The organism is Arthrobacter sp. Soc17.1.1.1, assembly GCF_036867195.1.
Lineage (GTDB): Bacteria > Actinomycetota > Actinomycetes > Actinomycetales > Micrococcaceae > Arthrobacter_D.
Genome location: NZ_JBAJII010000001.1, coordinates 807964 through 833517, shown reverse-complemented (window position 1 = coordinate 833517; position 25554 = coordinate 807964). Strand labels below are relative to the sequence as shown.

Genomic DNA, 25554 nt, shown 5'->3' with positions numbered 1-25554 from the left:
GCACGAACAGTGCGGGCCCGCGGGTGAGCGCCGGTGACTTCGCGATCGAGACGCGCGGCCTGACGAAGATCTTCAACCGTCAGCGCGCCGTCGACGGCATCGACCTCGCCGTCCCCCGCGGCACGGTGTTCGGCTTCCTCGGTCCCAACGGGTCGGGCAAGACCACCACCATCCGCATGCTCCTCGGCCTCGCCGCCGCGACCAGCGGGGAGATCCGGCTGCTCGACGGCGCCATGCCGAAGGACGCCCGGGCCGTCCTCCCGCGGGTGGGGGCACTCGTCGAAGGGCCGGCCATCTATCCGTTCCTCTCGGGGCGTGCGAATCTCCAGCGGTTCGACGCCGCCGACCGCCACACCTCACCGGCCACCCGCGACGCGCGCGTGGACGCCGCCCTCGAGCGCGTCGGTCTCGGCCATGCGGCGAAGAAGCGTGCCCACGCCTACTCGCTGGGCATGAAGCAGCGCCTCGGGATCGCCAATGCGCTGCTGGCGCCGCGCGACCTGCTGATCCTCGACGAGCCCACCAACGGTCTCGACCCGCAGGGCACCCGCGAGGTCCGCAACCTCATCCGGTCCCTGTCCGACGACGGCACCACCATCTTCGTCTCCAGCCACCTGCTCGCCGAGGTGGAGCAGATGTGCACCAGGATCGCGGTGATGAGCGCAGGCCGGCTCGTGGCCCAGGGGACGCTCGACGAGCTGCGGTCCGCGGGCACCGCCCGGGTCCGCATCACCACACCCGACCACGCCGACGCCCACCGTGTCCTCACCGGGCTCGGACTGCTGCCCGAGATCCACGGGCGCGACGACGTCATCACCGCCGAGCTCTCGGTGCCGGGGCTGCAACCGGAGACGGTGAACGCCGCCCTGGTGCGCGCCGACGTGCGCGTGCGGGGCTTCGAGGCGAGCGGGGCCTCCCTCGAGGACCGGTTCGTCGCACTCACGGGAGAAGGCTTCGATGTTGCAGGCTGAACGGTCGCTCGGGCTGGAGCTCGTGGTCTCCGAGATCACCGTGCTGTTCCGCAGGCTCCGCACGTGGGCGATGATCGGGGCACTCGCGCTGATCCCGATCCTCATCGCCGTCGTCGTGCGCGTGTCCTCCGACGGTGCGGCGAGCGGTCGCGGCCCGGCGTTCCTCAACAGCATCACGCAGAACGGCCTGTTCGTCTCATTGACCGCGCTGACCGTCGCCATCCCGCTGTTCCTGCCGCTGACCATCGGCGTCGTGGCCGGTGACACGATCGCCGGCGAGGCCAACCTCGGGACGCTGCGCTATCTGCTGGTGGCGCCGGCCGGGCGCGTGCGCCTGCTGCTCGTGAAGTACGCGGGGGCGGCGCTGTTCTGTTTCGTGGCGACGCTCACCGTCGTGGTCACGGGAGCGATCATCGGCGCGCTGCTCTTCCCGGTGGGACCCGTGACACTGCTGTCCGGGGACACCGTCGGCATCCCCGGCTATTTCGGGCGGCTGCTGCTGCTCGCCCTGTACGTGACGGTGTCGCTCATGGGCCTCAGCGCCATCGGCCTGTTCATCTCGACGCTGACGACCATCCCGGTCGGGGCGATGGCCGCGACGGCCGCGCTGGCCGCCGTGTCACAGATCCTCGGCGCGCTCCCCCAGCTCGAATGGCTGCACCCCTGGCTGTTCACCAACTACTGGCTGGGGTTCGCGGACCTGCTGCGCCAGCCGATCGTGTGGAACTCGTTCGCGGACAACGCGCTGCTGCAGCTCGGCTACATCGCCGTGTTCGGGACGCTGGCCTATGGGCGGTTCAGCACGAAGGACATCCTGAGTTAGGCCCTACCGGACGGTGGTACCGGCCGGCTGCCCGATCAGGGCCAGGTCCTGCCGCGTGGGCAGGCCCTCCCAGTCCGTGGCATCGGCGACGGCGAACGCACCGAGGGCGACGCCGCGCTCGAGGCGACGCCCCAGCGGCAGGCCGTCCAGCGTCGCCGACAGGTACCCGGCGGAGAAGGCGTCACCGGCGCCGACCGTGTCGACGACCGGCACGACCAGTGCGTCCCGGTGCTCGGTGGCGGCGTCCCCCGGCCCGAAGGACCACGCCGTCGCACCCTGCCCGCCCCGCTTGATGACCACCTCGCGGACGCCGAGGCCGGCCAGGTGCCGCACCGCGTCGTCCTCGCCGAGGTCCGCCGGGCACACCAGGCGGAGTTCGTCCTCGGATGCGACGACGACGTCCGCCTGCGCGGCCAGGCCGGACAGGACCGCAGCAGCGTGCTCCTCGGACCACAGCGTGGAGCGGTAGTTCACGTCGAAGGACACGAGGATGCCGGCCGCCCTGGCCCGGACGGCAGCGGCCAGTGTGGCCTCGGCCGCGCCGGGCGACAGGGCGGGGGTGATGCCGGTGAGGTGCAGGATCCTCGCGCCGGCCTCCAGCGCCGTCGACAGGTCCTCGGTGCGCAGCGCGGACCCGGCCGACGCCGCGCGGTAGTAGGCGACGCGGGAGAACCCCATGCCATGGCTCTCGAGCAGCATCATCCCGGTGGGGCGGGTCCCGTCGACGGTGACGGCGTCCGTCAGCACCGCCTCCGCCCGCAGGGTCCGTACCGCGAAGGCGCCGATCCCGTCGTCACCGACCCGGCCCGCCCAGCGCACAGTGTGGCCGAGGCGGGAGAGCGCGATCGCCACGTTCGTCTCCGCGCCACCGAGCGACATGGACATCGCCCCGCCCATCCGCAGCGGTCTCGGGGTGCGGATCGAGCCCATGGTCTCCCCGAAGGTCAGCACCTCCACGGGTGGCAGGACGGTCACTGCGGCGCGTCCCGGACGACGGCCAGGAAGTCCCGTGCGCGAGTCCGCAGGGCATCGATGTCCCCTCCGGCGGCGGCATCGCCGATCAGCGGTGATCCGACGCCGACCGCGAAGGCGCCCCTCCGGAGGTATTCCGCCGCGGCGTCGAGGTCCACACCGCCCACCGGGACGAAGGGGACGTCCGGGAACGGGTCGCGCAGCGCCTTCAGATAGGCAGGACCGCCGAGGGATGCGGGAAACAGCTTGATCGCCGATGCGCCGCCGGTCATCGCGGCGTAGGCCTCGGACGGCGTGAGCGCACCGGCCAGGACGGGCAGCCCGACGGCGACCGCGGCCTCGAGCGACGGACCGAACGCCGGCGTCACGACGAACCCGGCCCCGGCGTCGGCCACCCGCGCGACGTCGTCGGCCGTGAGGACGGTGCCGGCCCCGATGCCGGCGTCATCGCCCGCCTCGCGCCGGATGCGCGCGATCACGGCGGGGGCGTTGGCGGAATTCAGCGACACCTCGAGATACGCCACGCCCTCGTCGATGAGCGTGATGGCCGTCCGGAAGCACGCCTCCTCGTCGGCGCCGCGGATGATCGCCAGCAGCCGGGCCGAGCCGAGTCCTGCCATCAGGGTCTGCGGGTCCATGGGTCCTCTCCCTACCATTCGGCGTACGCGCCGTCGTCGTGCCGCCAGACGGGCGAGCGCCAGGCGTGGCCGCTCCTGTCGGCGCGGCGGACGGCGGCCTCGTCGATCTCGATGCCCAGGCCGGGCGCGGTGAGCCGTTCCACGAAGCCGTCGACGAACTTCAGCGGTGTCTTGTCGAGCACGTAGTCGAGCACCTCGGCGCCCTGGTTGTAGTGGATGCCGATGCTCTGCTCCTGGATGAGGAAGTTGGGGGTGGCGAAGCCCACCTGCAGGCAGGCCGCGAGCGCCAGCGGCCCGAGCGGGCAGTGCGGGGCCAGCTGGACGTCGTAGATCTCGGCGAGGGAGGCGATCTTCCGTACCTCCGTGATGCCGCCGGCGTGCGAGAGGTCCGGCTGCGCGACGGCGATGCCCGCCTGGAGGACCGGGAGGAACTCCTGCCGGCTGTAGAGCCGCTCCCCCGTGGCCACGGGGATGGTGGTCGATGCCGTGAGGCCGCCGATCAGGTGTGAGTTCTCCGGCACGGTGGGCTCCTCCAAGAACAGGGGGTGGAACTGTTCGAGGAGCGGGGCCACGCGGCGGGTGTTGGCGAGGGTGAAGCGGCCGTGGAAATCGACGGCGACGTCGCGGTGCGGACCGAGGACCTCGCGCGCGGCGGCGACGCGCTGCACGACGTCGTCGATCTCGGCGACGCTGGCGATGGGGCTCATGCGTCCGCTGGCGTTCATCTTGACCGCGGTGAGTCCCACGGCCAGCTGGGCGGCGACGGCGTCGGCGATCGCGGCGGGCTCGTCACCGCCGATCCACCCGTACATCCGGATGCGGTCGCGCACGTGGCCGCCGAGCAGCTGGTGTACGGGGACGCCCAGGGACTTGCCGTGGATGTCCCAGAGCGCCTGGTCGAGGCCCGCGACCGCGCTGGCCAGGATCGGCCCGCCGCGGTAGAAGGATCCCTTGGTCATGACCTGCCAGAGGTCCTCGATGCGGAGCGGGTCCGCGCCGATGAGCAGTTCGGACAGCTGTTCGACGGCGGTGCGGACGGTCTCGGAGCGTCCCTCCACGACGGGCTCGCCCCAGCCGACGATCCCGCTGTCGGTCTCCACGCGGACGAACAGCCACCGGGGCGGGACGAGGAAGGTCTCAACCCTGCTGATGCGCACGGACCCTGCTTCCGGTGATGAACGCCGCGGCGGAGGAGACGAGCTCCAAGGGCGGGGACGCGAGGTCGAGGGTGATCCCGGCTTCCGCAGCGTCGAGGTGCTCGAGCGTGGCGTACTGCGAGTCGAGCAGTGACGGCGGCATGTACTCGTGTTCCCGCAGGGAGATCCGGGCAGCCACGAGGTCCTTGGACCCGTAGGGGTGGACGAAGACGACGTCGGGGGCCATGTCCCTCAGCAGGTCGCGGTACGCCCGCTTGAGCGCCGAGCACGCCACCACGACACCCGCGCCGCCGTCAGCCAGCCGCTGCCCGACGGCCGCGAGCCAGGGCAGGCGGTCGTCGTCGGACAGGGGTGTGCCGGCTGCCATGAGGGTCCGGTTGCGCTGGGGGTGCAGGTCATCGCCGTCGACGAACGGGACGCCGAGCGCGCCGGCGAGGAGCGAGCCGAGGGTGCTCTTGCCGCAGCCCTGCACGCCCATCACCACCACCACGGGCGTGGAATCGGGATCCATGGCCTAACCCTTCGTCGCGCCGGCGGTCAGCCCGGAGACGATGTACTTCTGGGTGAACAGGGCGATGACCATGATGGGGATGGTCACGACGACGGAGGCCGCCATGAGTCCTCCCCAGTCGATGCTCGCGTAGGCCACGAAGTTGAAGATGGCCACAGGCAGGGTCTTCGTGTCGGCTCCGGACAGGACCAGCGCGAACATGAAGTTGTTCCAGGAGAAGATGAACGCCAGGATGCTCGCCGTCGCGATCCCGCCGACGGACAGCGGCAGCGTGACCTTGAGGAAGGCGCCGATGTGCGTCAGGCCGTCCACCCGGGCGGCCTCCTCCAGTTCCAGGGGCATCGAATCGTAGTAGGACATGAGGATGTACACGATCAGCGGGAGCGCCACGAACATGTGCGAGAGGATCAGCACGCTGTAGCCGCCGACCATCGACAGGTTCGAGAACACGTAGTACCAGGGCACCAGCAGGCTGACACCGGGGATGATGCGGGCCATCAGGACCACGAGTGCCGAGCGCCGCATGGCGAACCGGCTCATCGAGTAGGCGGCGGGGATGCCGATGATCAGGGACAGGACGGTGGAGGCGAACGCCACCCAGAAGCTGTTGAACACGAAGGAGAGGTAGTTGTTCCGCCCGAGCACGGTCTCGTAGTTGGCCGTGGTGGGCGTGAACACGAGCGTCTTGGACGCGTCGTAGATGTCCACGTTCGTCTTCAGCGAGGCGAGGAACATCCAGACGAGCGGCGCGATGAACGCGGCGACCACGACGATGAGCGCCACCGCGCGGAACACCTTGTAGGCACGCGTGCGGAACGGCTTCCTGCGCCGGGCGGGCGCTCCGGACAGGGCTGCCCGGTCGGAACCCGGCCTGATCAGCTTCGGTTCGGCGAGGCTCATTTCTGCACTTCCTTCCGGCGGCGGGTCAGCAGGAACATCACGGCGACGATGATGATGAAGAAGATGATCAGCACCGTCGAGGACACGCCGTAGTCGTTGTAGTCGAAGCTGAGCCCGTAGGCGTAGACGTTCAGCGTCTCCACCTCGTGGAAGGATCCGCCGCCGCGGCCCTTGGTGGCGTACAGGAGGTCGAAGGTCTTCAGCGCGTCGATGCTGCGCAGCAGGATCGCCACGATGATCGTGGGCATGAGCAGCGGGACGGTGACGAAGCGGAAGCGCTGCCAGGCGCTGGCGCCGTCGATCCTCGCGGCCTCGTCCGGCTCGTCCGACAGCGACGTCAGGCCGGCGAGCAGGATGATGACCACCATGGGGGTCCACTGCCAGATGTCGATGAAGATGACGGTCGGCAGGGCCGAGTACTGGCCGGACAGCCAGGGCTGGGGGCCGATCCCCACGAAGCCGAGCAGCTGGTTGGCGAAGCCGATGTTCGGGTCGAAGATGAGCCGCCACATCATGCCGACGGCCACCGGGGTGGCGACGAGCGGGAGCAGGATCGCGACGCGCACCCACTTCTCGCCCTTGAACGGCCGCCAGAGCAGCAGGGCGATTGCCATGCCCAGGACCAGCTGCACGGTCAGGGCCACCGCCGTGAAGACGAACGTCCGGGCGACCGCCGGCCAGAAGCGTTCGGTGTCCGTGAGGACGTCGGCATAGTTCTCGAAGCCGATGAACTCGGACTCGGCCCGGACGGACCCGGAGGCGTCGGTCAGGCTGAGATAGAGCGTCCAGCCCAGCGGGAACGCGATGAGGACCGCGACGAAGATCATGGCCGGGGCGGCGAACAGCCATTTGCGGTGCTCGTTGGCCCAGTCGGAGTACGACTTCCAGGCGGTCTGCTTCTGCGGGAGTCTCTTGGGGGGAAGTGCGGCGACTGCCATCATCCACGTCCTATCGGCGGCGGGGAGCTTAGGGGCTGTGCGGTGGCCGTCGCCGTCGTCCCGGTCAGGACGACGGCGACGGCCGGCAGGGAGTGCTATTCGCGCTCGTCGTCGAGGAACTGCTGGAACGCCTCGTCCGCCGCGTCGGCGGCCGCGTCGACGTCGCCGTCCGTGATGCCGACGACGATCGGGTCGCCGACGATCTCACGCGCCTCGCCGACGTTGATCACGAGCGGACGGTCGGCGCCCACGCCGTTCTCGGCGCTGACCTCGATCGCAGCCGCCAGGTCTTCTGGGTAGGTCTCGGTCCCGGCGGGATCCTGCCACACCGAGTTGCGGGGGCCCGGGACGCCCTCCTGCTGGATCTGCATGACCATGTCCTTGCTGGTCGCCCATTCGATGAACTTCCACGCGTTGTCCTGGTTCCCCGAGGCCTCGTTGATCCCGAGGCCCCACGAGGGCACGTTGTAGGGCTTGGAGCCGGCGGGCCCGGCAGGCATCGGCGCGAAGCCGACGGTCTCCGCCACCTGCGAGTTCGCGGGGTCCGTGGCGTTCTGGTAGAGGCTGTCCGCCTCGGTGTAGAACGCCGAACCGCCCTGCGTGAAGATGGCCATCGCCTCGGGCCAACTCATGTCGGTGCTCACGTTGGCGGGGCCGTACTCGTTGATCATCCGGCCGTAGTAGGCGTAGGCCTCCTTGGCCTCGGGCGAGTCGACGGCGGAGTTGCCCTCGTCGTCGATGAACTCGCCGCCGAAGCCGTAGAGGAAGCTGGAGAACTGGGTGACGGCGGGCGACTTGCCGGTGCGGGCCACGAACCCGGCGATGTCGGGGTTCTGCTCCTTGATCTGCTTGGCGGCCGCTTCCAGTTCCTCGAGCGTCGTGGGCACCTCGAGCCCGGCCTTCTCGAGGAGGTCCTTGCGGTAGTAGAGGACCTCCCGCTCGGTGATCGTGGGGACACCGACCACCTGCTCCTCGAAGGTGGTGGAGTCCACCGGACCTTCCTGGAAGTCGTCCCATTCCCAGTCCGCGTTGGAGCTGACGCGCTCCGTGAGATCCGCGAGGTAGCCGTTCTGGGCGAAGAGCTTGCCCTCCTGCAGCGGGCGGTACATCATGACGTCGATCTCGTCGGTGCCGGCATTGAGCTGCACGTTGTACTGCGCCGAGAGCTGGTCCTCGCCGAGCTGGGTCACCTCGACCGTCAGGCCGGTCTCCTCCTCGAACTCGGGGATGGCCTCCACGATGGCGTCCGTCCAGACATGGTTGGCCAGCGTGACGCGGACCGTGTCGGAACCTGCATCACCCTCCCCGCCTCCGCCTCCGCCGCTGCAGGCCGAGAGCGACGCTGCGGCCAGGACCGACGTCAGCACTGTCATTGCGAGGGCGCGCGAATTCCTGCGTTCCACGGTTTCTCCACTTCTCTTCATTGAGGAGCACCTGCAGTCAGCGGTGCTGGGAGTAGATGCGCGTTACATCTGCTGTAAGCCCTCACAGTAGACCGACAGATCATACTTTTGAACCCCTCAGGAGCCAGTGATCGGACTTTGTTAGGCTCTCCCCATGCTCCAGACCCAGCTCGCGCCGGCAGCGGACCTGCACGCGTCGACGGTGGACCGGCTGGGCCTCGCCGTGTGCCGCGGGGAGATGGCGTCCGGCTCGATCGTGCGGATCGACGAGCTCGAGGAGCGGTTCGGGGTGTCACGCTCCGTGGTGCGCGAAGCCCTCCGGGTCCTCGCATCCATGGGCATGGTGGCATCCCGCCGACGGGTGGGCGTGCAGGTACGGCCCGCCACGGAGTGGAACCTCTACGATCCGCAGGTCATCCGGTGGCGACTGGCGTCGCACGGCCGCGTGGCCCAGCTGCGGTCGCTCTCCGAGCTCCGCACCGCCGTCGAGCCCCAGGCCGCGGCGCTGGCCGCCATGCGCGCACCCCTGGCCAGTGCCAGCGAGCTGATGGGGCTGTCCGGGAAGCTGTGGGAGGCGGGCCGCAGCGGGGACACCGAGCTGTTCCTCACGCTCGACATCCAGTTCCACCGCCTCGTGCTCTCGAGCTCGGGCAACGAGATGTTCGGGATGCTGGACTCGCTCGTCGCGGAGGTCCTCACCGGCCGCACCCACTACGGCCTGATGCCGCAGCACCCCCACGAGGAGGCGCTGCAGATGCACGTCGATGTGGCCAGCGCCATCCAGCGCGGCGATTCCTCCGACGCGCACGCGGCGATGCTGGCCATCATGACCCGGGCGATGACCGAGATGAGCACGCTGTGGAACGAGGAAGCGCACAAGAGCGCTTCCTAGTCCCCTACCTCACACGGCCGCCGGTCCGGCCGTGGGCCACAGCACGTCCAGTGAGTGCAGCACATGCCTGCGTGCGATGGCGACGACGGCCGCCGCGCACATCTCGGCGTCGCTCCCTGCGTCGTGGTGACGGAACCCGCCCAGGCCGAGGGCCCTCGCGACGTCCGGGAGCCTGTTCGACCCGAGGCCGAGGAGCCGCCGCGCCAGCTGGACCGAGCAGTGGAATGCGGTCCCGGGTACGGGGAGACCCGACTCCGCGCAGGCGCCCCGCAGCACCGATCGGTCGAAGGAGGCGTTGTGCGCCACGAACGGGTCCGAGCCTGCGAAGGCCTGGATGCGCTGCAGGCTCTCGGGCCACCGGGGAGCCGTCCGGACATCGGCGGGCCGGATGCCGTGGACCTCGATGTTCCGCGGCGCGAACTCACCCACCGAGCGCGGAGGCTTGATGAGCCAGGACGCGGAGCCGACGACGACGCCGTCCTGGACCTTCGCGAGGCCGACGGCGCAGACCGAACCGCGCTTGCTGTTCGCGGTCTCGAAGTCGATCGCCGTGAAATTGAGACCGTGCACTGTTCCCCCTGAAGACCCGGCCGCACGTTCCTACGGCCCCCAACAGCCTAGCCGCCGGCGGCGGGCGCCCAGGATCACCTGCGGCGTCTAGACCCCCACGCGGTCGTCCACGCCCCGCACGGTCGCGTCACGGGCGACGGACTCCAGCAGACCCGCCGCCAGGCAGGCACGCTCGACGAGCCCGTCGAGGCTGACCCACTCGTTGCGCGCGTGGGCTCCCGCTCCCACGGCACCGAGACCGTCCAGCACCGGATGTCCCAGGGCTGCAGCGAAATTGCCGTCGCTGGCGCCGCCCACCGACGTCTCCGTCAGCGTGAACCCGAGGTTCCCGGCCACCTCGACCGCCCTGGAGAAGAGATCTGCGGTGCCCGCCGAGCGGGTCATCACGGGGCGGTTCCATCCCCCACTCACTGTGAGGGACGCGCGGGGGTCCCTGGGTACCAGGTCTGCGAGAACGGCATCGACGCGCGCCGCCTCGGCGGCCGACGACACCCGGACGTCGACGTCCGCGATCGCGATGCCGGCCGTGACGTTCGTCCGGGTGCCGCCCGTCAGGAGCCCGACATTGATCGATGTCCCCGCCGCGAGGTCGGCCGCGTCATGCAGCCGGACGACGACGCGCGCGATCTCGTCGATGGCACTGACCCCCACCTCGGGATCGAGCCCTGCGTGGGCCTCTAGGCCCTGCGCCTCGACGCGGAAGATGCCGACACCCTTCCGTGCCGTCTTGATCGCTCCCTCCGCGCTCGCTTCGAACACGAAGACCGGGCCGCCGCGGGAGACCGCTTCCTCGATGACCGGGCGGGATACCGGACTGCCGATCTCCTCGTCACCGTTGAGCACCAGTCGGACATGTGGCCGCGGGAGATCGAGTGCTGCGGCGGCCTTCAGGGCCCAGACCAGCTGCACCAGACCGGCCTTCATGTCGAAGACCCCGGGACCTGTCAGCCGGTCTCCCTCGATGCTCGGCGGCCAGTCGTCCACCGTCCCCTTCGACCACACGGTGTCGTAGTGGCACAGCGCTGTCAGCCACTCGCCGTCGTGACGCTCCGCCGGATAATCCGCGATCGCCATGTCCCCGTACCGGCCGCCGTCGACCACACGGCGGGAGGCCGGTGCACCGAGCCGTTCGTGCAGCCAACGTTCGAGCCAGCCGAGGCCGGTGTCGAGGAGTTCCTTGTCGTCGGACGGTGTCTCCAACGCGGCGTAGTCCTTGAGGTCCTGCACCATGTCGTCGCGGTGCGACTCCATCCAGGAGCGGAGCTGGGATGTCGGGGTCATGCTCGGGATGCCGCCTTCCGGTCGAGGGCCGCGAGGTGGTCCTCGCTCATGTCGATGGTGTTCGCTTCACGCTGCTGGATCAGGGTCAGCAGATCCCGGAGCAGGGGCGTCGCGATGCCGTGGCGTTCGGCCAGGGCGAGCACCGGGAGGTACTGCGTCGGGACCTCGGTGGGCCGTTTGCGGACCACGATGTCACGCCAGATCCCGGAGCGGGTCTTGCTCTGCGTCGCAAGCCAGGCGACGAGGGCATCGGTCGCCGCCGTGTTCCGATCAGGGTCAGCTCCCCGGCGATAACTCTCCGGATCGAACGCATCGAAGGGTTCGAGCTCCACGGACTCGACCGCAGCGACATCGAAGACCTCGGCGGCGAGGCCGTTCATGGCGGGACGATGACGATCGATCAGCTCGCTCATGTCCTGATCCGCGAGTGCCGTTGCCGTGAGCATCGCGCCGAAGCCGAGCTTCGACCACAGATACCCTTGCACGTTGCCCGTCACCTTCGGCGTGCCCCAGTGCCGCAGATCCTCCGCGAGGCGGCGGGTCCGGGCGCTGGTGCCGCCGCCGTATTCGCCGAGCGCCATCCCCCCGGACCCGCCGTCCTTGATGACTCCGGGCCCTACGACGTCCGCGAAGAGGTCGACGAACGCGGCGACGGTCCTCTCGACCCCCACATGGTGCGCGATCGTCGCCTCGTTGAGGCCGTTCTGCAGGGAGGCGACGTAGCCGTCGGCGCCGAGGCGCGGAGCGATCCACGCCGCGGCGCTCGCGGTGGCCTGTGCTTTCACCGCGAGCAGCACCCGCTCCAGCTCCTGAGGGGCGTCGTCGAGTGTGAACGCCGGCAGGTCTGCGGTGATCGTTCCCTGCGGGCTGTCGACCCGCAGCCCTCCGGCCCGGATCGCCGCGATGTGTTCATGGTCGGCGTCGATCAGCTGGACGGGTACCCCCTGGGCGTGGAGATGCACTGCCAGGGTGCCGCCGATGGCACCCGCGCCGACGATCGTGTAGGGATGGTCAGTCATTCTGCTCCTTCTTGGTGAGGTCGGTGGGCCAGTGCAGGGGCAGGTTCAGGGCGCCGGTGGAGGACCCGCCGTCGACCCTCAGGATCTCCCCTGTGATCCATTCCGCCTCGTCGCCTGTGAGCCAGACGACGGCCCGTGCGATGTCATCGGGTACTCCCCTGCGACCGAGCGGGTTCCCGGACACTGCTGCGGCGTAGTCCTCCGTCACCGGATTGGCCGCACTGTCGACGGTCACGAATCCCGGTGCGACGGCATTGACCCGGATGCCCAGCGGGCCGAGTTCGAGTGCGGAGGCCCTCGTCGCCATCTCGAGGGCGGCCTTCGACGTCGAGTAGGGTGCCGCGCCGGGACGAGCGCGGAGGGCGGCGCCCGAGGAGATGTTGACGACGTTCGCCCGGCGTCCTGCATCCACCGCCTTGTTGGCGAGCGCCACGGTCGCCAGGAGCGGCGCCCTCGTATTCAGGTGCAGGACCGCATCCCACGTGTCCGCATCGAGGCTGCGGAAGGGTGTGGCCGGGTAGACGCCCGCCGAGTTCACGAGGACGTCGACAGGCGCGACATCCCAGGCCTCCTCGATCATCGACTGCGGTGCTGTGCCTGATCGGAGGTCATGCACGGCGGTACGGACGTCGGGGGCACCTGCTGCCCTGCATTCGGATGCAACGGCGTCGAGGCGATCCTGCTGGACATCGACCAGAGTGAGCCGGTCCCCCAGCGCCGCGAAGCGGAGTGCCGTCTGCCGGCCGATCCCGCTTGCCGCTCCTGTCACGACGACGTGGCGTATCAATCGAGTGCCTTCCCCTTCGTCTCGGGCATCGTCAGATACACGACCAGACCGATCGCGGCGGCGACGGCGCAATAGACCCACACGAGCCCGCCATACCCGTTCGTGTTCATCCAGGTCGTGATGTAGGGCGCCGTCCCACCGAAGATCGCGACGGCGAGGGCGTAGGGCAAACCGATACCCGTGGCCCGGACCTCGGGTGGAAACTGCTCGGCCATGATGACGGCGCAATTCGCGGAGTAGCCCAGCAGCAGGACGATTCCGATCAGCTCGATGAGGAGCAGCATCCAGAAGTTGCCGTTCAGCAGGGCGAAAGCCGGCCAGGAGAACAGGAGGAATCCGCCCGCGAAGGCGCTCATGGTGGGCTTGCGTCCGATCCTGTCGGACAGGATCCCGGCGAACGGCAGGAGCACCAGGAACACTCCGACGGCGATGAAGTTGGCGGTGAGCGCCTGATTGAGCGGGATCCCCGTCGCGACGGCGGCGTACGTGGGCATGTAGGACACCCACATGTAGTAGAGGAGTGTGCCGGCGATGGTGATGCCGAAGACCCTGAGCGCCGCCTTCGGGTGTTTCACGAACATCGTGAAGAGCGAGTTGCGGCGCTGTTCGGTGGATGCCTCCGCCTGCGCCTTGGCCGTGGTGAACGAATCGGTCTCCTCGACCGACGAGCGCAGCCACAGCCCGACGAGACCCAGCAGGGCGGCGACGATGAAGGCGAGGCGCCAGCCCCAGCTGTCCAGCGCCTCGGGAGACAGGGTGGAGGTGATGATCGCGCCCATCCCGGAGGCGATGAGCACGCCGGCGCCGACAGAGACCTGCTGCCACGAACCGGCGAACGCCCGGCGTTTGGGGGCTGCCGACTCGACCAGGAACGCGGAGGACGAGCCGAATTCCCCACCGGCCGAGAAGCCCTGGATCATCCGGGCGATCACCAGGATGATCGGGGCGAGGATCCCTACCGACTCGTACGTCGGCGCGAAGCCGATGATGGCGGTGGCTCCCGCCATCATGCCGATGGTGAGAACCAGGCCCTTCTTGCGGCCGTGGCGGTCGGCATAGGTTCCCATGACCGCGGCACCGACGGGGCGCATGACGAATCCGACGGCGAAGATCGCAAGGGTGGCGAGCAGCGCCGCCACCGGGTCGCCCGGCGGGAAGAAGTGGTGCGCGAAGATCGACGAGAACGTCGTGTAGACGGCCCAGTCGACCCACTCGACGGCGTTGCCGATACCGCCCGCGATGATGGCCTTCCGCCCGCGGGCGCTGAGTTTCGTCTCGTGAACCGCCGTGGCGGTGGTTTCTGTGCTCATCGGGCTTCCTCGGAGGTCAGTGCGGGACGGAGATGGTGGGCGAGCTCGGCGTGCGTAGTGACCCAGACGTCATCGTGCGTGCGGATGTGCTGGAGGAGCTCCTCGAGTACCACGAGGCGTGATCGGTGCCCGATGATGTGGGGGTGCAGCGTCAGCTGGAAGACACCTCCCGCGGCATAGGCGGCGTCGAACTCGTCCTTCCAGATCTGGACGAGCTGGCGTGGCGCCATGTACGGCCGCAGCGACGCGAAGCGGTCCATCATGAGATACGGCGCATCATCGCGGATCCACTCCACCGGGATCTCGATGATGCCGGTGGGCTCCCCCTCGGCCAGGAGCTCGTAGGGTTCGTCATCGGCCATCAAGGAGGAGTCGTACAGGAACCCGAGCTCGCGGATGACCCGCAGGGTCGAGTCGGAGAAGTCCCAGGACGGCGTGCGGATGCCGACCGGCCGTTGCCCGGATTGTTCCTCGAGGACCCCGAGGGCCCTGCCCAGCAGATCCAGTTCCTGCTCGTACGTGAGCTGGGTGTTCCGTTCGTGGATCCAGCCGTGGACGGCCACCTCGTGGCCGGCGTCGACATAGGCGGGCACCTCGTCCGGCCGCAGGAGTGCGCAGACGGCCGGGATGTAGAAGGACGACGGCACCTCGTACCGCCCGAGCAGATCGAGGATACGCGGTACGGCTACCCGCGCACCGTACTCACCCTGCGCCATTCGCCCCGGCGAGGTCTCGCCGTCGCGCAGTGAGGGAGTCTCGTGGTCGGAGTCGAAGGAGAACAGGACGGCTGCTTTCGCTCCGTCCTTCCAGCGTCGTGCCTGATCGGCATCGACGAGCGATCGTCCTGCACGAACCTGTTCGACGTGGCTCCTCCACGTCTCCTCGGGCCAGCGCCAGGGTTCTGCAACAGTCATGGTCATCTCTTCTCCCGTGATGGTAGAGGCACCGCGCAACGGTCCGTGTGGCGTGCGTCTCACGACCAACTTAGGCCTGTTCATTCAAGTAGGCAACATATTTCGAACAATTCGTTCAAATATGTCCGAGCAACTGAGGAAAGCTTGCGCGCAACTGCTGAGGATTGAGCAACCCGCCTGTAGTCTCGACATCATGACCGCAGCACCCACCCTGCAGCCCTCGAGCCGCCCCGCCGCGATGGACGAGACCGATCTCGATATCGTTGCCGCCTTGCAGCACGCACCCCGGGTGCCGGCGAACGCCCTCGCCGAGATACTCGACGAACCCACGAGCACCATCACGCGTCGGCTCAACCGCCTCCAGCGCGACCGACTGGTGAGGGTCATCGGGCGCTTCGCCTGGCCGCTCGTCACCTCGGGGAATCCCCGGCAGCTGTGGTTCAGGTGCACCCCCGGCAGGGCGCGCGACGTCGCCGTGGCGCTGAAAGCGATCCCGGAGATCCAGTTCCTCCTGCTCACGACCGGGAGTGCCGACATCTATGCGGATCTCTTCCCCCTGCACGGGACCGATATCGACGAGCTCCTCACCCGGACCATTCCGTCGATCCCCGGGGTGGCCTCGACGGAGAGCCAGCTGGTCCTCGAATCCCAGCGGGTGGGACAGTCATGGCGCCTGCAGCGCCTGTCCAGCGAGCAGCAGGCTGCGCTACAGACGTACGTCGTCCCCGTGAACAGGCCACCGATCGGCGGGCTCGAGGACCTGAGCGACGTGGAAGTGCGGATCATGGCGGAGCTTGGCGGGAATGCCCGGATCTCCGCGGCCGAGGCCGCTCGACAGCTCGGCATCAGCAACTCGTCGGCCTACCGGGGGATGCAGCTTCTGCTGGGCAGCGGCGCCGTGTCACCACGTGTCGAAGTCGAACCCGCAGCTGCCGGGTTCCCCCTCAACGCCATCATCTCCCTCCAGCTCAAGCCCCGATCCATCGCCACCGTGCTGGACGAGCTGAGCACGCAGAAATCGGCCCGCATGGTGTCGATGGTCACCGGCAAGGCATCGGTCATCTACAACGGCGTCTTCTCCGGGCCTGCAGAACTGGCCCACTTCATCACCGAGGAGATCGGGGCACTGCCGGGAGTCCAGTCCATGGATACCTGCGTGGGACTGAGTGTCCTGCGGCGTTACTGGATGGACCGGGACGGGGTGCTGATCGGGAACCAGGTCGAGGGTCTGCTCCGGCGCTAGCGGAAGCCCTCCAGCTCCGGCGCCCGCTTCGCCCACCCCGTCGCCTGCTCGAACGCATACGCGACCTGCAGGAGTTCGACGTCGCTGCCGTGCGGCATCGCGAGCTGCAGCCCGACCGGCAGGCCACCCTCGCTGAAGCCGGCCGGCACCGAGACGGCAGGCAGCCCGGTCGCCGAGATCAGGCAGGCGGAACGCATCCAGTCCAGGTACGTCTCGAACTCCACGCCGTTGACCGACGTCGGATACCGCTCGGTGGCGTCGAACGGGAGAACCTGCGCCGTCGGGCTCGCGAAGACGTCGTAGGTCCCGAAGTAGCGCCGCACGCTGGTGTCGAGCCGCGTCCGGGCGAGGGCGGCGTCGACCATGTCCTGCGCCGTGAGCTGCAGACCCTGCTCCACGTTCCAGCGGATCTCGGGTTTGATCGCATCGCCGTGCTTCCGCACGAGCTCGCCGAGGCCCAGCACGAAGTCGAAGGCGCGCGTCGTACCGAACACCTGGTCGGCGTCGCGCAGGTCCGGCGCGGCCTCCTCGACGATCGCACCGAGGTCGGCGAAGACCTGCAGCTGTCCCTCGAGGACCCGCAGTACCTCACGGTCCACCGGCACGCCCACCCCGAAATCGGGTGACCAGCCGATGCGCATCCCGGTCAGGTCCCGCTGCAGCGGGGCTGCGAACGAGCCCGGCACGGGGTAGGCGTACGGAACCGCCGGGTCGGCACCGGCGATCGCCGTCATCCCCAGCGCGATGTCCTCGACATCACGCGCCATCAGCCCGTTCCGGCCGAGCCACGCCCAGGCGTTGCGCGTCGGCACGGCGGGGACGACGCCGATCGACGGCCGGTACCCGACCACGTTGCAGAACGACGCGGGGATGCGCAGCGAGCCGCCCATGTCGCTGCCGTCGCCCAGCGGCTGGATGCGGGCGGCGATCGATGCCGCCACTCCCCCGCTGCTGCCGCCGGCACTGCGCGTGGTGTCGTACGGATTGACCGTCGTCCCGAACACCTCGTTGAAGGTGTGCGAGCCGGCGGCGAACTCAGGCACGTTCGTCTTGCCCGTCGTCACCACTCCGGCGCTCTTCAGGCGGCCGATGATCAGGTCGTCGAACGTCGGCACGAAGTCCTTGAACACCGTCGATCCCTGCGTGGTGCGCAGTCCCCTGGTGTTGTGCGTGTCCTTATGCGTCATCGGCAGACCGTGCAGCGGCGGGAGGTCGGCGCTCGACGCCGTCAACTCGTCGGCCGCATCTGCGAGCGCTGCGGCGCCCTCGCGGTCCTCGGTGACGACGGCGTTGATCGGGCCGTTGACGGCGTCGATGCGGTCGAAGTGCGCCTCGAGTGCCTCCCGTGCGGACACCTCCCGACGGCGGATGGCCCCCGTCAGTTCGACGGCGGACAGGTCGGAGAGCGCACCGGTCACGCGGTGGTCCCGACCTTCGACAGCAGGGCCGTCATGGCGGCCCGGACTCCGGTGGAGAGCGTCGGCTCGATCGCCGGCGCGAAGTACGGCGAGTGGTTTCCCGGTACGGGGTCGTCGCCGTCGAGCAGTTCCTGCGGGTGTCCACCGAAGAACCAGTAGACGCTCGGTACACCGATGGCCTCGGCAAGGAGACCGAAGTCCTCGCTGCCCATCACCGGCGGGGACTCGATGACGGCATCCTCCCCCAGCACCTCGCCGAGAACCGCCATCAGATCCTCCGTCGAGGCAGGGTCGTTGTAGCACTGGGGGAAATTCGTGATCTGCTCGATCACCGGCTCCGGCGCTCCCGACGCCGCGGCTTCCGCGCTGATGATCCGCCGCAGCGAGCCGAGGACGCGCTCGCGCACGTCGACGTCGAACGTCCGCACGTTGAGCGTGAACTCCGCCGACGCCGGGATGATGTTCTCCTTCAGCCCGCCGTGGAAGGTGCCGATCGTGACGACAGCGGACTTCATGGGGTGCACCTCGCGCGAGACGATCGTCTGGATGCGGACCACCATGTGGGCGCCGAGCACGATCGGGTCGATCGACTGCTCCGGCTGCGAGCCGTGCGCCTGCTTGCCGTGCACGGTCACCTTCCAGGAGTCGGCCATCGCCATGGCGGTGCCCTTGCTGATGTTCACGGTGCCGGCGAGTCCCGGCCACACGTGCTGCCCGTAGATGATCGACGGCTTCGGCGCCTTGTCCCACAGGCCGTCCTCGACCATCGCCTCCGCGCCCTCGCCGGTCTCCTCGCCGGGCTGGAAGATGAAGACCACCGTGCCGGACCATGCCTCGCGGCTCTCTGCCAGCAGCTGGGCGGCGGTGAGGCCCACGGTCATGTGGGTGTCGTGGCCGCAGCCGTGCATCACGGGGACGTCGGTGCCGTCGGCGAGATTGCCCGCCGTCGTGCTGGCGTAGGCGAGGCCGGTGTCCTCCGCGATGGGCAGGCCATCCGTGTCGGCGCGGTAGCCGACCACCGGGCCGTCACCGTTGCGCAGGATCCCGACGACGCCGGTCCCCCCGCACAGAAAGGTCTCCAGGCCGAGGTGGTTCAGTTTCTCGAGGATGAACGCCGCCGTGTGCGTCTCCTGCATGGAGAGCTCGGGGTGGGCGTGGAGGTGCTGGTACAGCTCATGCATGGCGGTGGTGTCGGCGTCGGAGAGGTCGAAGACGGCGGTGTCGATGGTCATGGTGTCCTTTCGGGCGGGTCTGTCTGGGAGCCTAGTTGACGAGGGTGGTGGGCGTGGCGGTCGCCTTGCGCGAGCGGAGGAACCAGGCCAGCACGGCGGTGATCAGGACGACGACGCCGGTGGCCGGCTTGGCGAGTGCGGGAACCGCCGGCACCAGGACGAAGAGCACCACCACGGCGACGACGACGGCGATCACGGTCACGCGGGGCTGCTTCATGGTGACGATCAGCTGGACGAGGACGCCGCCGATGATCGCCGGGAAGATGTAGAGCCGCGCCACGTCGACGATGTCGGTGGGGATGATGCTGACCAGCCAGGTCCCGAGGACCCCGACGAACACGAGCATCGAGACGACGTGGACCATCGCCGCGCCGCAGATGGCCATGAGGGCCGCGAACTCGCCGCGCTTGGTGCCGGCTTTCGCTCCGACGGCCGCCTGTGCCACGAGGGCCGAGGGCAGGAGTTTGTTGGCGATGTTGCCGATCATGAACGCCTGGTACATCGCGGCGGGGCCGAGCACCGGGTAGTAGGTGATGGGTTCCACGAACCAGAGCACGAAGAACGCTGCGGCGACGGCGAGATAGGCCGTCCAGATCATCCCGGCGGTGATGCCCAGGTCCGTGAAGAAGACGAGGTACAGGGGCGCGGCGAGGGAGAGGAGGAGGGCGGTGCCCATGGTGAGCTGGCCCCAGCGGGAGGTGGTGCGGTCGAATTCGGCGAGCGATGCGGAGGAGGTGACGGCAGTATCTGCAGCAGACATGGTGGTTCCTTTCGGGTGAGGTACTGCCTAGGCGGCGGGGGCCATGCCGGAGGTGTGGGCGATGTAGGCGGCGAACAGCCCGACGATGATCGAGATGCCGAGGCCCCACTCCCTCAGCCAGGTCGCGGAGGTCCTGTTCGCGAGGACGATGCACACGGCCATGGTGACGGCCGAGACGATGACCGAGAGGATGTGGACCGGTGTCTTGCCGAGCTCGGCGATACCGAGGCTTGCGAAGGCCCCGATGAGGGCGGCAGCCGGCACGATGGCCATCAGGGCGGGATTGACGCGCCGCAGCTTCGTGTCGCCCCTGCGCAGAATCGGTGTCAGCACGAGCGTCGCGAGCATCCAGCCGGCGCCGGAGAGGCTCATGGCCATGAAGGCGACCACGAACACCGCCTGCGTGTAGTCGGGTCCGCCGAGGGTGGCGCCCATGGTGCCGGCAGCGAGGCTCGCGGAGGCCGATTCGGTGGCGGCCGAGCCGACGAGGCCGATCCGCACCAGCACGGCCGGCGTGCCGAACAGCGTGAGGAGGGCGATGCTGACCAGCACCACGGCCAGCGACGGCCCGATCGCGGCGATGGCACCTGCGCGGAAGGACGTCCGCAGCTCCTCCGGTGAGATGTCCGCCGCGGGTCCGGCCTTCTTCGCGGCCTTCATGTAGATCAGCGACTGGACGATGATGGCGCCGAAGACCCCGAGGGCGAGGATCCAGAGGACGGGCAGGTTGGCGATCGCAAGGATGTCCGTGGACAGTCCCTCGGGAGTCAGTGCAGTTTTCATGGGAACTCCGGTCGGCAGGGGCGGGTGGGGGTCGAAGAGCCGGTCAGTCGGTCGGTCAGGTATCGGTGCCGTCGAGCCGTCGGAGGGTCGCGACGAGCGCGCTCACGCCGGTGGCGATGTCCTCCGTACTGCTCCACTCCTCGGGGCAATGGCTCTTGCCGTTCTTGGAGGGGATGAAGATCATGCCCATGGGTGCGAGGGAGGCCATGTGCACGGCGTCGTGCGTGGCCCCGCTGGGGATCGGCATCCACGGCAGCCCGAGGGCGTCGGCGGCTGCGCCCGCGACATCCTGCACGCCCCGGTCCGCCTGGACCACGGTGTTGTCCGTCGACCACTCGAAGCCGACGTCGACGCCGAGATCGGTCGCCTTCGCGGCGATCTCCGCCGTGAGGCGTCCCTTGACGCCGGACAGCCAGGAGGAGTCGACGCTGCGGACCTCGCTGTACATGCGGACGAGGGACGGCACCACGTTCGGTGACCGGGATTCCGATTCCACGCGGGTCGATGTCGCGACGCCGTGTGTGGGCGCCCCGCAGCCTTCGGCGCGCACCGCGAGGACGGCCTCGGCGGCGGCGATCATGGCGTCCCGGCGGTCCTCCATCGAGGTGGTTCCCGCATGATCGGCAGACCCGGCGAAGGTGGCGATGAAGCGCTCGATCCCGGTGATGGCGGTGACGACGCCCAGTGGAAGACCCCGCTTCTCGAGGGTGGGGCCCTGCTCGATGTGCAGCTCCACGAAGGCGTGCAGGGGGTCCTTCGCCCAGGGGACGTCCAGCAGCCGGGAGGGGTCGAGCCCGTAGTCGGTGTACGCCTGTCCGAGCGTGATGCCGCGGTAGTCGCGCCGGTCGAGGTCCGACGGCGTCAGTTCCTGCGCCGCGGAGCGGCTCCCGAGGCAGCTGAGGCCGAAGACGTTCGATTCCTCGCCGAGGAAGTCGACCACCAGCAGGTCCCGTTCGAGCTGCCTCCCGGATTCCTGTAGTAGCCGGGCGGCCTCGATGGATCCGAGGACGCCGACGATGCCGTCGAAACGCCCGCCGCCGTCCACCGTGTCGGTATGCGACCCGGTGACGAGCGCCGGAGCGGACGGCGTGCGACCCGCCAGGCGGCCCACGATGTTGCCGGCGGCGTCCGTCCCGACCTCGAGTCCTGCTTCACGCATGCGGGCGACTGTCCAGTCCCGCGACGCCCTGTACGGCTCGCTGAACACCTCCCGGGTCCAGCCCGGACGGTCGCCGGCGCGGAAGGAGGAGAGCTCCGCCACGCCGGTACGGATCCGGTCGAGGGTCTCGGAGAAGATCGTCTGGGACATGAACATCAGTCCTTCGTGCAATCGTTTGCGCACTCCGCTGCAGGAAGATCAGCGGGGCGGATGTGGTGCTCATCACACTACAGGCGCCGGGTTTCGTCAATGTTTCCGCGAGGTGAAAGCTGCACCGCGCCTTTCACGCTGTGCCCGGCGCAAACCTTTGCGAAGATCCGGCGAAGGGCGACACGCGGAGCCGTTGCAGTCCTAGACTCAGGGCGATGAAGGAAGATCCCAGCGGGCAGCCGGCACGGGCACCCCGCGTGACGCTCACGACCGTCGCACGCCACGCGCAGGTCCATGTCTCCACGGCGTCGCGCGCGCTGAGTGACGACCCGGCCGGTATCAGCACCGACACCGTGCGGCGGGTACGCGACCTCGCGGCTGCCCTCGGCTACCGGCGCGATGTCGGTGCGGCGGGGCTCCGGACCGGGTCGTCCCGGTTGATCGGGGTCCTCGTGCCCCGCCTGACCGACCTCGTGCTCGCGTCGATCTACGAGAGCATCGACGCCGCGGCCGGTGCTGCCGGCTACGGGACCGTCGTCGCCAACACCCTGGACGACCCGGAGCACCGCCGTGTGCGCCTGGACGCGATGCTCTCGCGGCGGATCGACGGCGTCATCATCGGCGATTCCCACATCGGGGACACCGCCGCCCATGAGCTCCGGGCCCGCGGCGTCCCCTACGTGCTCGTCATGCGCAAGCTCGAGGGGCACCTGTCCGTCACCACGGACGACTACCGTGGCGGGCAGCTCGCCGCCGAGCACCTGCTCGGCCTCGGACACCGTCGGGTCGGCGTCATCGCCGGGGACCAGCTGGCGAGTACGGGCCGCGAGCGCACCCTCGGTTTCCGCCGGGCCTTCGAAGCCGCCGGCCACCCCCTGCCCGATTCCTCCGTCGTACAGTCGACGTTCAGCACGCCCTCGGGGCTGGAGGCGGGCAACCAGCTCATGCGGCTACCCGATCCACCGACGGCCGTCTTCGCCGTCCACGACCTCCTAGCCCTCGGCGCCATGGGGGCCATCCGCGACGCCGGGAAGCGGGTCGGCGAGGACGTGGCGCTCATCGGATACAACGATCTCGACCTGGCTGCCACGCTTCCCGTCCCCCTCACCTCCGTGCGGAGTGATCTCAGGGCGATGGGAGCACTGAGCGTGGATGCCCTCCTGAGGACCCTGAGGGGTGAAGCCACGCAGGACGTGCTGCTGCCGCCGGAACTCGTGGTGCGGGCGACCACCCCTGCCCTGCGGGCCTAGCGCGACTTCGCGGGCTGTTCACCTTCCGGTTCCATCCGCGCCACGCCCCCGTGGCCCGGCGTCGACAGCGTGGAGGTGACACCACCGCTGCCTGACCAGGAGCTTCCATGAAGGCCATCGTCCGCGTCCTGTCCGTCCTCCTGTCCGCAGTCCTCGTGACCGGCTCCGCAAAACCCGCCGTAGAGGACTTCCCCGCCACGGTGAACGGCGGCGCCTGGCCCGCCGGGCACGTGCAGGGCATCGCCGTGGACGCCGCGAACGAGGTGGTCTACTACTCCTTCACCACGATGCTCGTGAAGACCGACCTCGAGGGAACCGTGCTCGGCACCGTCACCGGTTTCACCGGGCACCTCGGCGACCTCGACTTCAACGAGAAGGACGGTCGCGTCTACGGGTCCCTCGAGTACAAGGAGGCCGAGTCCTTCTACATCGCCATCTTCGACGTCGACCGCATCACCGGCATGGACATGGACGCCGAGACGGACGGCATCGTCACCGCCGTCCACCTCGACGAGGTGGTGCAGGACTTCACCGCGGACATGGACGGCGACGGCGTCTTCGACGGCACCATCGCCGACACCCCGGACCACCGGTACGGCAGCAGCGGGATCGACGGCGTCACCTTCGGCCCCGCGTTCGGTTGGAAGAACGGCAAGCAGCTCCTCACGGTCGCCTACGGCATCTACTCCAACACCGAGCGCACGGACAACGACCACCAGGTGCTCCTGCAGTACGACGTCACGCGCTGGAGGAAGTACGAGCAGCCCCTCACCCAGGAAGCCCCGCACACCAGCGGACCGGCAACCCCCGACGGCAAGTACTTCGTCCGCACCGGCAACACCACCTACGGGGTGCAGAACCTCGACTACGACGCCTTCACCCACACCTGGCTCCTCGGCGTCTACAAGGGCGTGAAACCGCAGTTCCCCAACTACTCGCTCTTCGCCATCGATGGCTCCTCCCGTCCCGTCCGCGGCGCCATCGAGGGCCAGCCCGCCTATGAGGAAGGCCTCCTGCTGCCGCTGCTCGAGCAGGGCCTGCACCACGAGCCCACCGGCATCCGCGGCTGGAACTTCACCGCCGACGTCGGCCTGGAGTCCCTCGGCAACGGCTACTTCTACATCGCCACCCAGGGCCGCGCTGTCGAGGACGGCGTCACCCGGCAGACCGCGGTTCTCGACCTGTTCCGGTGGACCGGGGCGCCGTCGTCGCCGTTCGAACTCGTGGCCCGCTAGGCAGCAGCGAGCGACGGCGGAGCGTCACCGGCCGAACAGGTCCCCCGGCTGCTGCTGCTGCTGCGCTCTGCACTGCAGCGCCGTCATGAGCGTGGCGGCATCCGTGTGGACGGCCGGGTCGTATCCGGTGAGCTGGTGCACGCGGGCCAGCCGGTTGAGCACCGTGTTCCGGTGGCAGTACAGCTGCTGCGCGGCGAGGGAGACCGACCCGGTCCGCGCGTAGGCGAGGACGGTCTCCACGAGACGGTCCTGCTCCGCGGCCGGGATGCGTGCCAACGGTGCGAGCACTGCCTCCGCGAGCACCTCGCCGAACTCACCGAGCCGTTCGGCCGCCACCGGACCCCAGGCCTGGCGGACCGTCTGGTGCCCGGGTGCGGCCAGGTCGAGGACGGCCACCGCCTCGAGCGCCACACGGACCATCTTCGGGACCTCCGCCAGGGACTCCGCCACGGGAGCCACGAAGCACCGGAGTCTGGTCAGCCAGGCCGGCACCGCCGAACCCGCCCTGCCGGACGGCGGACGCCGGTCCTCGAGGATGAGGATCAGGGCACCGTCGCGCTCGTGCAGGTAGTCCTCGGCCTGCGCGCGGGCGACGCCGGCCCGGAACTCCTTGCGCGCGCTCTCCGCACCGACGGCCACGACGAACGCACCCGAGGAGGTCACTCCCAACGCCCGAGCGGCCTGACCGAGCAACTGCGAGTCCCGCCCGTCCGAGGACAGGAGCCTCGACAGGAGGAATGCGCGCTGCTGCTCCTTCTCGTGGGCCATGGACGCCAGTTCGTCCATGTAGCCGGCATGTACCCGGGTGGTGTGGAACTCCACGGCCTCCCATACGCGGACGGCGTCCTGCGTGAAGTCGGACAGGGATTCGGCCGGGACCCGGGCCAGCATGTCCGTCCAGAGGATCCGGAAGTCCATGCGGACGGCCCGCAGCAGGGATTCCAGCGGGACACCCTGGTTGGCGCGGCGGTGGCCCAGCGCCTCCGAGATCCCTGCAAGACGTTCGGGGACGGGCAGGTCGCCCACGATCCGCAGGAGCAGCTCCATCGAGGCGACGGCCGTCTCCCGCAGGTCCTTGTCCTGCACCGACGAGCCCGCGTAGCCGTCGATGTCCTGCACATCGATGAGGAACCGCTCGGTGATGCCGTCGATGTCCGCGAGGCAGCGTGTGACGACCTCGGAGAGGACCGATCGAGAGGGGCCATTCTGCGACTGTTCGACCTCGTTGGGCATATGCC

General features: G+C 69.1%; 25 protein-coding genes. 6 read left to right on the top strand and 19 right to left on the bottom strand.

What is annotated here, in order from left to right:
• Window positions 1-23 precede the first annotated feature (23 nt).
• Complete coding sequence (locus V6S67_RS03890; RefSeq protein ID WP_334208995.1) at window positions 24-971, top strand: ABC transporter ATP-binding protein; 948 nt, start codon at window positions 24-26, stop codon at window positions 969-971.
• Window positions 958-1794: an ABC transporter permease gene (locus V6S67_RS03885; protein WP_334208994.1), complete on the top strand. Its 837-nt coding sequence runs from the start codon at window positions 958-960 to the stop codon at window positions 1792-1794. The genes V6S67_RS03890 and V6S67_RS03885 overlap by 14 nt, the downstream gene beginning before the upstream one ends.
• 3 nt (window positions 1795-1797) lie before the next feature.
• Here the strand turns inward: V6S67_RS03885 and V6S67_RS03880 are convergent, their stop codons facing one another.
• From V6S67_RS03880 to V6S67_RS03850, 7 genes are all read right to left on the bottom strand, one after another.
• A complete protein-coding gene (locus tag V6S67_RS03880; RefSeq protein ID WP_334208993.1) occupies window positions 1798-2769 on the bottom strand; it encodes a sugar kinase in 972 nt (323 codons plus the stop codon).
• A complete protein-coding gene (locus tag V6S67_RS03875) occupies window positions 2766-3404 on the bottom strand; it encodes a bifunctional 4-hydroxy-2-oxoglutarate aldolase/2-dehydro-3-deoxy-phosphogluconate aldolase (RefSeq protein ID WP_334208992.1) in 639 nt (212 codons plus the stop codon). The genes V6S67_RS03880 and V6S67_RS03875 overlap by 4 nt, the downstream gene beginning before the upstream one ends.
• An 11-nt stretch (window positions 3405-3415) precedes the next feature.
• Complete coding sequence (gene dgoD / locus V6S67_RS03870) at window positions 3416-4561, bottom strand: galactonate dehydratase (RefSeq protein WP_334208991.1); 1146 nt, start codon at window positions 4559-4561, stop codon at window positions 3416-3418.
• Window positions 4542-5072 carry a gluconokinase gene (locus tag V6S67_RS03865; RefSeq protein WP_334208990.1) on the bottom strand — a complete coding sequence of 177 codons (531 nt, stop codon included), beginning with the start codon at window positions 5070-5072 and terminating at the stop codon, window positions 4542-4544. Before V6S67_RS03865 ends, dgoD begins: the two co-directional genes overlap by 20 nt.
• A gap of 3 nt (window positions 5073-5075) precedes the next feature.
• Window positions 5076-5972, bottom strand: a complete 897-nt coding sequence (locus V6S67_RS03860) for a carbohydrate ABC transporter permease (protein ID WP_334208989.1) — start codon at window positions 5970-5972, stop codon at window positions 5076-5078.
• Window positions 5969-6913, bottom strand: coding sequence for a carbohydrate ABC transporter permease (locus V6S67_RS03855; protein WP_334208988.1), 945 nt, complete (start codon window positions 6911-6913; stop codon window positions 5969-5971). Before V6S67_RS03855 ends, V6S67_RS03860 begins: the two co-directional genes overlap by 4 nt.
• Window positions 6914-7005: 92 nt before the next feature.
• Window positions 7006-8313, bottom strand: a complete 1308-nt coding sequence (locus tag V6S67_RS03850; RefSeq protein WP_334208987.1) for an ABC transporter substrate-binding protein — start codon at window positions 8311-8313, stop codon at window positions 7006-7008.
• A 154-nt stretch (window positions 8314-8467) separates the two neighbouring features.
• On the opposite strand from V6S67_RS03850, the gene V6S67_RS03845 reads away from it, so the two are divergent.
• Complete coding sequence (locus V6S67_RS03845; protein WP_334208986.1) at window positions 8468-9205, top strand: FadR/GntR family transcriptional regulator; 738 nt, start codon at window positions 8468-8470, stop codon at window positions 9203-9205.
• 9 nt (window positions 9206-9214) lie between these two features.
• On the opposite strand, the gene V6S67_RS03840 is transcribed toward V6S67_RS03845, so the two are convergent.
• The 6 genes from V6S67_RS03840 to V6S67_RS03815 all read right to left on the bottom strand — a co-directional run bounded on the left by V6S67_RS03840 (window position 9215) and on the right by V6S67_RS03815 (window position 15086).
• A complete protein-coding gene (locus tag V6S67_RS03840; RefSeq protein ID WP_334208985.1) occupies window positions 9215-9775 on the bottom strand; it encodes a 3'-5' exonuclease in 561 nt (186 codons plus the stop codon).
• 87 nt (window positions 9776-9862) lie between these two features.
• Window positions 9863-11056: a M20 family metallopeptidase gene (locus tag V6S67_RS03835; RefSeq protein ID WP_334208984.1), complete on the bottom strand. Its 1194-nt coding sequence runs from the start codon at window positions 11054-11056 to the stop codon at window positions 9863-9865.
• Window positions 11053-12075 carry a ketopantoate reductase family protein gene (locus V6S67_RS03830; RefSeq protein WP_334208983.1) on the bottom strand — a complete coding sequence of 341 codons (1023 nt, stop codon included), beginning with the start codon at window positions 12073-12075 and terminating at the stop codon, window positions 11053-11055. Before V6S67_RS03830 ends, V6S67_RS03835 begins: the two co-directional genes overlap by 4 nt.
• Window positions 12068-12862, bottom strand: a complete 795-nt coding sequence (locus V6S67_RS03825; RefSeq protein ID WP_334208982.1) for an SDR family NAD(P)-dependent oxidoreductase — start codon at window positions 12860-12862, stop codon at window positions 12068-12070. Before V6S67_RS03825 ends, V6S67_RS03830 begins: the two co-directional genes overlap by 8 nt.
• Entirely contained in the window at window positions 12859-14172 is a 1314-nt protein-coding gene (locus V6S67_RS03820) for an MFS transporter (RefSeq protein ID WP_334208981.1), read from the bottom strand. Before V6S67_RS03820 ends, V6S67_RS03825 begins: the two co-directional genes overlap by 4 nt.
• Entirely contained in the window at window positions 14169-15086 is a 918-nt protein-coding gene (locus tag V6S67_RS03815; protein WP_334208980.1) for a polysaccharide deacetylase family protein, read from the bottom strand. Before V6S67_RS03815 ends, V6S67_RS03820 begins: the two co-directional genes overlap by 4 nt.
• Before the next feature lie 193 nt (window positions 15087-15279).
• On the opposite strand from V6S67_RS03815, the gene V6S67_RS03810 reads away from it, so the two are divergent.
• The gene (locus V6S67_RS03810; RefSeq protein ID WP_334208979.1) at window positions 15280-16329 is read left to right on the top strand and encodes an Lrp/AsnC family transcriptional regulator; all 1050 of its coding nucleotides are present in this window, start codon (window positions 15280-15282) and stop codon (window positions 16327-16329) included.
• Here the strand turns inward: V6S67_RS03810 and V6S67_RS03805 are convergent.
• The 5 genes from V6S67_RS03805 to V6S67_RS03785 are packed head-to-tail and all read right to left on the bottom strand — an operon-like array spanning window position 16326 to window position 21831.
• Window positions 16326-17747, bottom strand: coding sequence for an amidase (locus tag V6S67_RS03805; RefSeq protein WP_334208978.1), 1422 nt, complete (start codon window positions 17745-17747; stop codon window positions 16326-16328). The two genes, V6S67_RS03810 and V6S67_RS03805, sit on opposite strands and share 4 nt — an antisense overlap.
• Window positions 17744-18979: an amidohydrolase gene (locus V6S67_RS03800; RefSeq protein ID WP_334208977.1), complete on the bottom strand. Its 1236-nt coding sequence runs from the start codon at window positions 18977-18979 to the stop codon at window positions 17744-17746. The genes V6S67_RS03805 and V6S67_RS03800 overlap by 4 nt, the downstream gene beginning before the upstream one ends.
• 31 nt (window positions 18980-19010) lie before the next feature.
• Window positions 19011-19739, bottom strand: a complete 729-nt coding sequence (locus tag V6S67_RS03795; RefSeq protein ID WP_334208976.1) for a hypothetical protein — start codon at window positions 19737-19739, stop codon at window positions 19011-19013.
• A 27-nt stretch (window positions 19740-19766) separates the two neighbouring features.
• Window positions 19767-20522, bottom strand: a complete 756-nt coding sequence (locus V6S67_RS03790; protein ID WP_334208975.1) for a DUF5058 family protein — start codon at window positions 20520-20522, stop codon at window positions 19767-19769.
• A gap of 55 nt (window positions 20523-20577) precedes the next feature.
• Window positions 20578-21831, bottom strand: coding sequence for a M20 family metallo-hydrolase (locus V6S67_RS03785; RefSeq protein ID WP_334208974.1), 1254 nt, complete (start codon window positions 21829-21831; stop codon window positions 20578-20580).
• Between the two features lie 215 nt (window positions 21832-22046).
• Here V6S67_RS03785 and V6S67_RS03780 point away from each other — a divergent pair, with 215 nt between their 5' ends.
• Together V6S67_RS03780 and V6S67_RS03775 are read left to right on the top strand one after the other, a co-directional pair.
• Window positions 22047-23081: a LacI family DNA-binding transcriptional regulator gene (locus tag V6S67_RS03780; protein ID WP_334208973.1), complete on the top strand. Its 1035-nt coding sequence runs from the start codon at window positions 22047-22049 to the stop codon at window positions 23079-23081.
• A gap of 107 nt (window positions 23082-23188) precedes the next feature.
• A complete protein-coding gene (locus V6S67_RS03775) occupies window positions 23189-24316 on the top strand; it encodes a hypothetical protein (protein WP_334208972.1) in 1128 nt (375 codons plus the stop codon).
• 24 nt (window positions 24317-24340) lie between these two features.
• On the opposite strand, the gene V6S67_RS03770 is transcribed toward V6S67_RS03775, so the two are convergent.
• Entirely contained in the window at window positions 24341-25549 is a 1209-nt protein-coding gene (locus V6S67_RS03770; protein ID WP_334208971.1) for a PucR family transcriptional regulator, read from the bottom strand.
• Window positions 25550-25554 lie beyond the last annotated feature (5 nt).

Bases quoted from the DNA above. Each gene is read 5' to 3' on its own strand.
- V6S67_RS03860 (WP_334208989.1), bottom strand. From the start codon at position 5,972: ATGAGCCTCGCCGAACCGAAGCTGATCAGGCCGGGTTCCGACCGGGCA.
- V6S67_RS03795 (WP_334208976.1), bottom strand. From the start codon at position 19,739: ATGTCTGCTGCAGATACTGCCGTCACCTCCTCCGCATCGCTCGCCGAA.
- V6S67_RS03800 (WP_334208977.1), bottom strand. From the start codon at position 18,979: ATGACCATCGACACCGCCGTCTTCGACCTCTCCGACGCCGACACCACC.
- V6S67_RS03780 (WP_334208973.1), top strand. From the start codon at position 22,047: ATGAAGGAAGATCCCAGCGGGCAGCCGGCACGGGCACCCCGCGTGACG.
- V6S67_RS03855 (WP_334208988.1), bottom strand. From the start codon at position 6,913: ATGATGGCAGTCGCCGCACTTCCCCCCAAGAGACTCCCGCAGAAGCAG.
- V6S67_RS03790 (WP_334208975.1), bottom strand. From the start codon at position 20,522: ATGAAAACTGCACTGACTCCCGAGGGACTGTCCACGGACATCCTTGCG.
- V6S67_RS03815 (WP_334208980.1), bottom strand. From the start codon at position 15,086: ATGACTGTTGCAGAACCCTGGCGCTGGCCCGAGGAGACGTGGAGGAGC.
- V6S67_RS03775 (WP_334208972.1), top strand. From the start codon at position 23,189: ATGAAGGCCATCGTCCGCGTCCTGTCCGTCCTCCTGTCCGCAGTCCTC.
- V6S67_RS03770 (WP_334208971.1), bottom strand. From the start codon at position 25,549: ATGCCCAACGAGGTCGAACAGTCGCAGAATGGCCCCTCTCGATCGGTC.
- V6S67_RS03865 (WP_334208990.1), bottom strand. From the start codon at position 5,072: ATGGATCCCGATTCCACGCCCGTGGTGGTGGTGATGGGCGTGCAGGGC.
- V6S67_RS03845 (WP_334208986.1), top strand. From the start codon at position 8,468: ATGCTCCAGACCCAGCTCGCGCCGGCAGCGGACCTGCACGCGTCGACG.
- V6S67_RS03830 (WP_334208983.1), bottom strand. From the start codon at position 12,075: ATGACTGACCATCCCTACACGATCGTCGGCGCGGGTGCCATCGGCGGC.
- V6S67_RS03875 (WP_334208992.1), bottom strand. From the start codon at position 3,404: ATGGACCCGCAGACCCTGATGGCAGGACTCGGCTCGGCCCGGCTGCTG.
- V6S67_RS03885 (WP_334208994.1), top strand. From the start codon at position 958: ATGTTGCAGGCTGAACGGTCGCTCGGGCTGGAGCTCGTGGTCTCCGAG.
- V6S67_RS03820 (WP_334208981.1), bottom strand. From the start codon at position 14,172: ATGAGCACAGAAACCACCGCCACGGCGGTTCACGAGACGAAACTCAGC.
- V6S67_RS03785 (WP_334208974.1), bottom strand. From the start codon at position 21,831: ATGTCCCAGACGATCTTCTCCGAGACCCTCGACCGGATCCGTACCGGC.
- V6S67_RS03835 (WP_334208984.1), bottom strand. From the start codon at position 11,056: ATGACCCCGACATCCCAGCTCCGCTCCTGGATGGAGTCGCACCGCGAC.
- V6S67_RS03810 (WP_334208979.1), top strand. From the start codon at position 15,280: ATGACCGCAGCACCCACCCTGCAGCCCTCGAGCCGCCCCGCCGCGATG.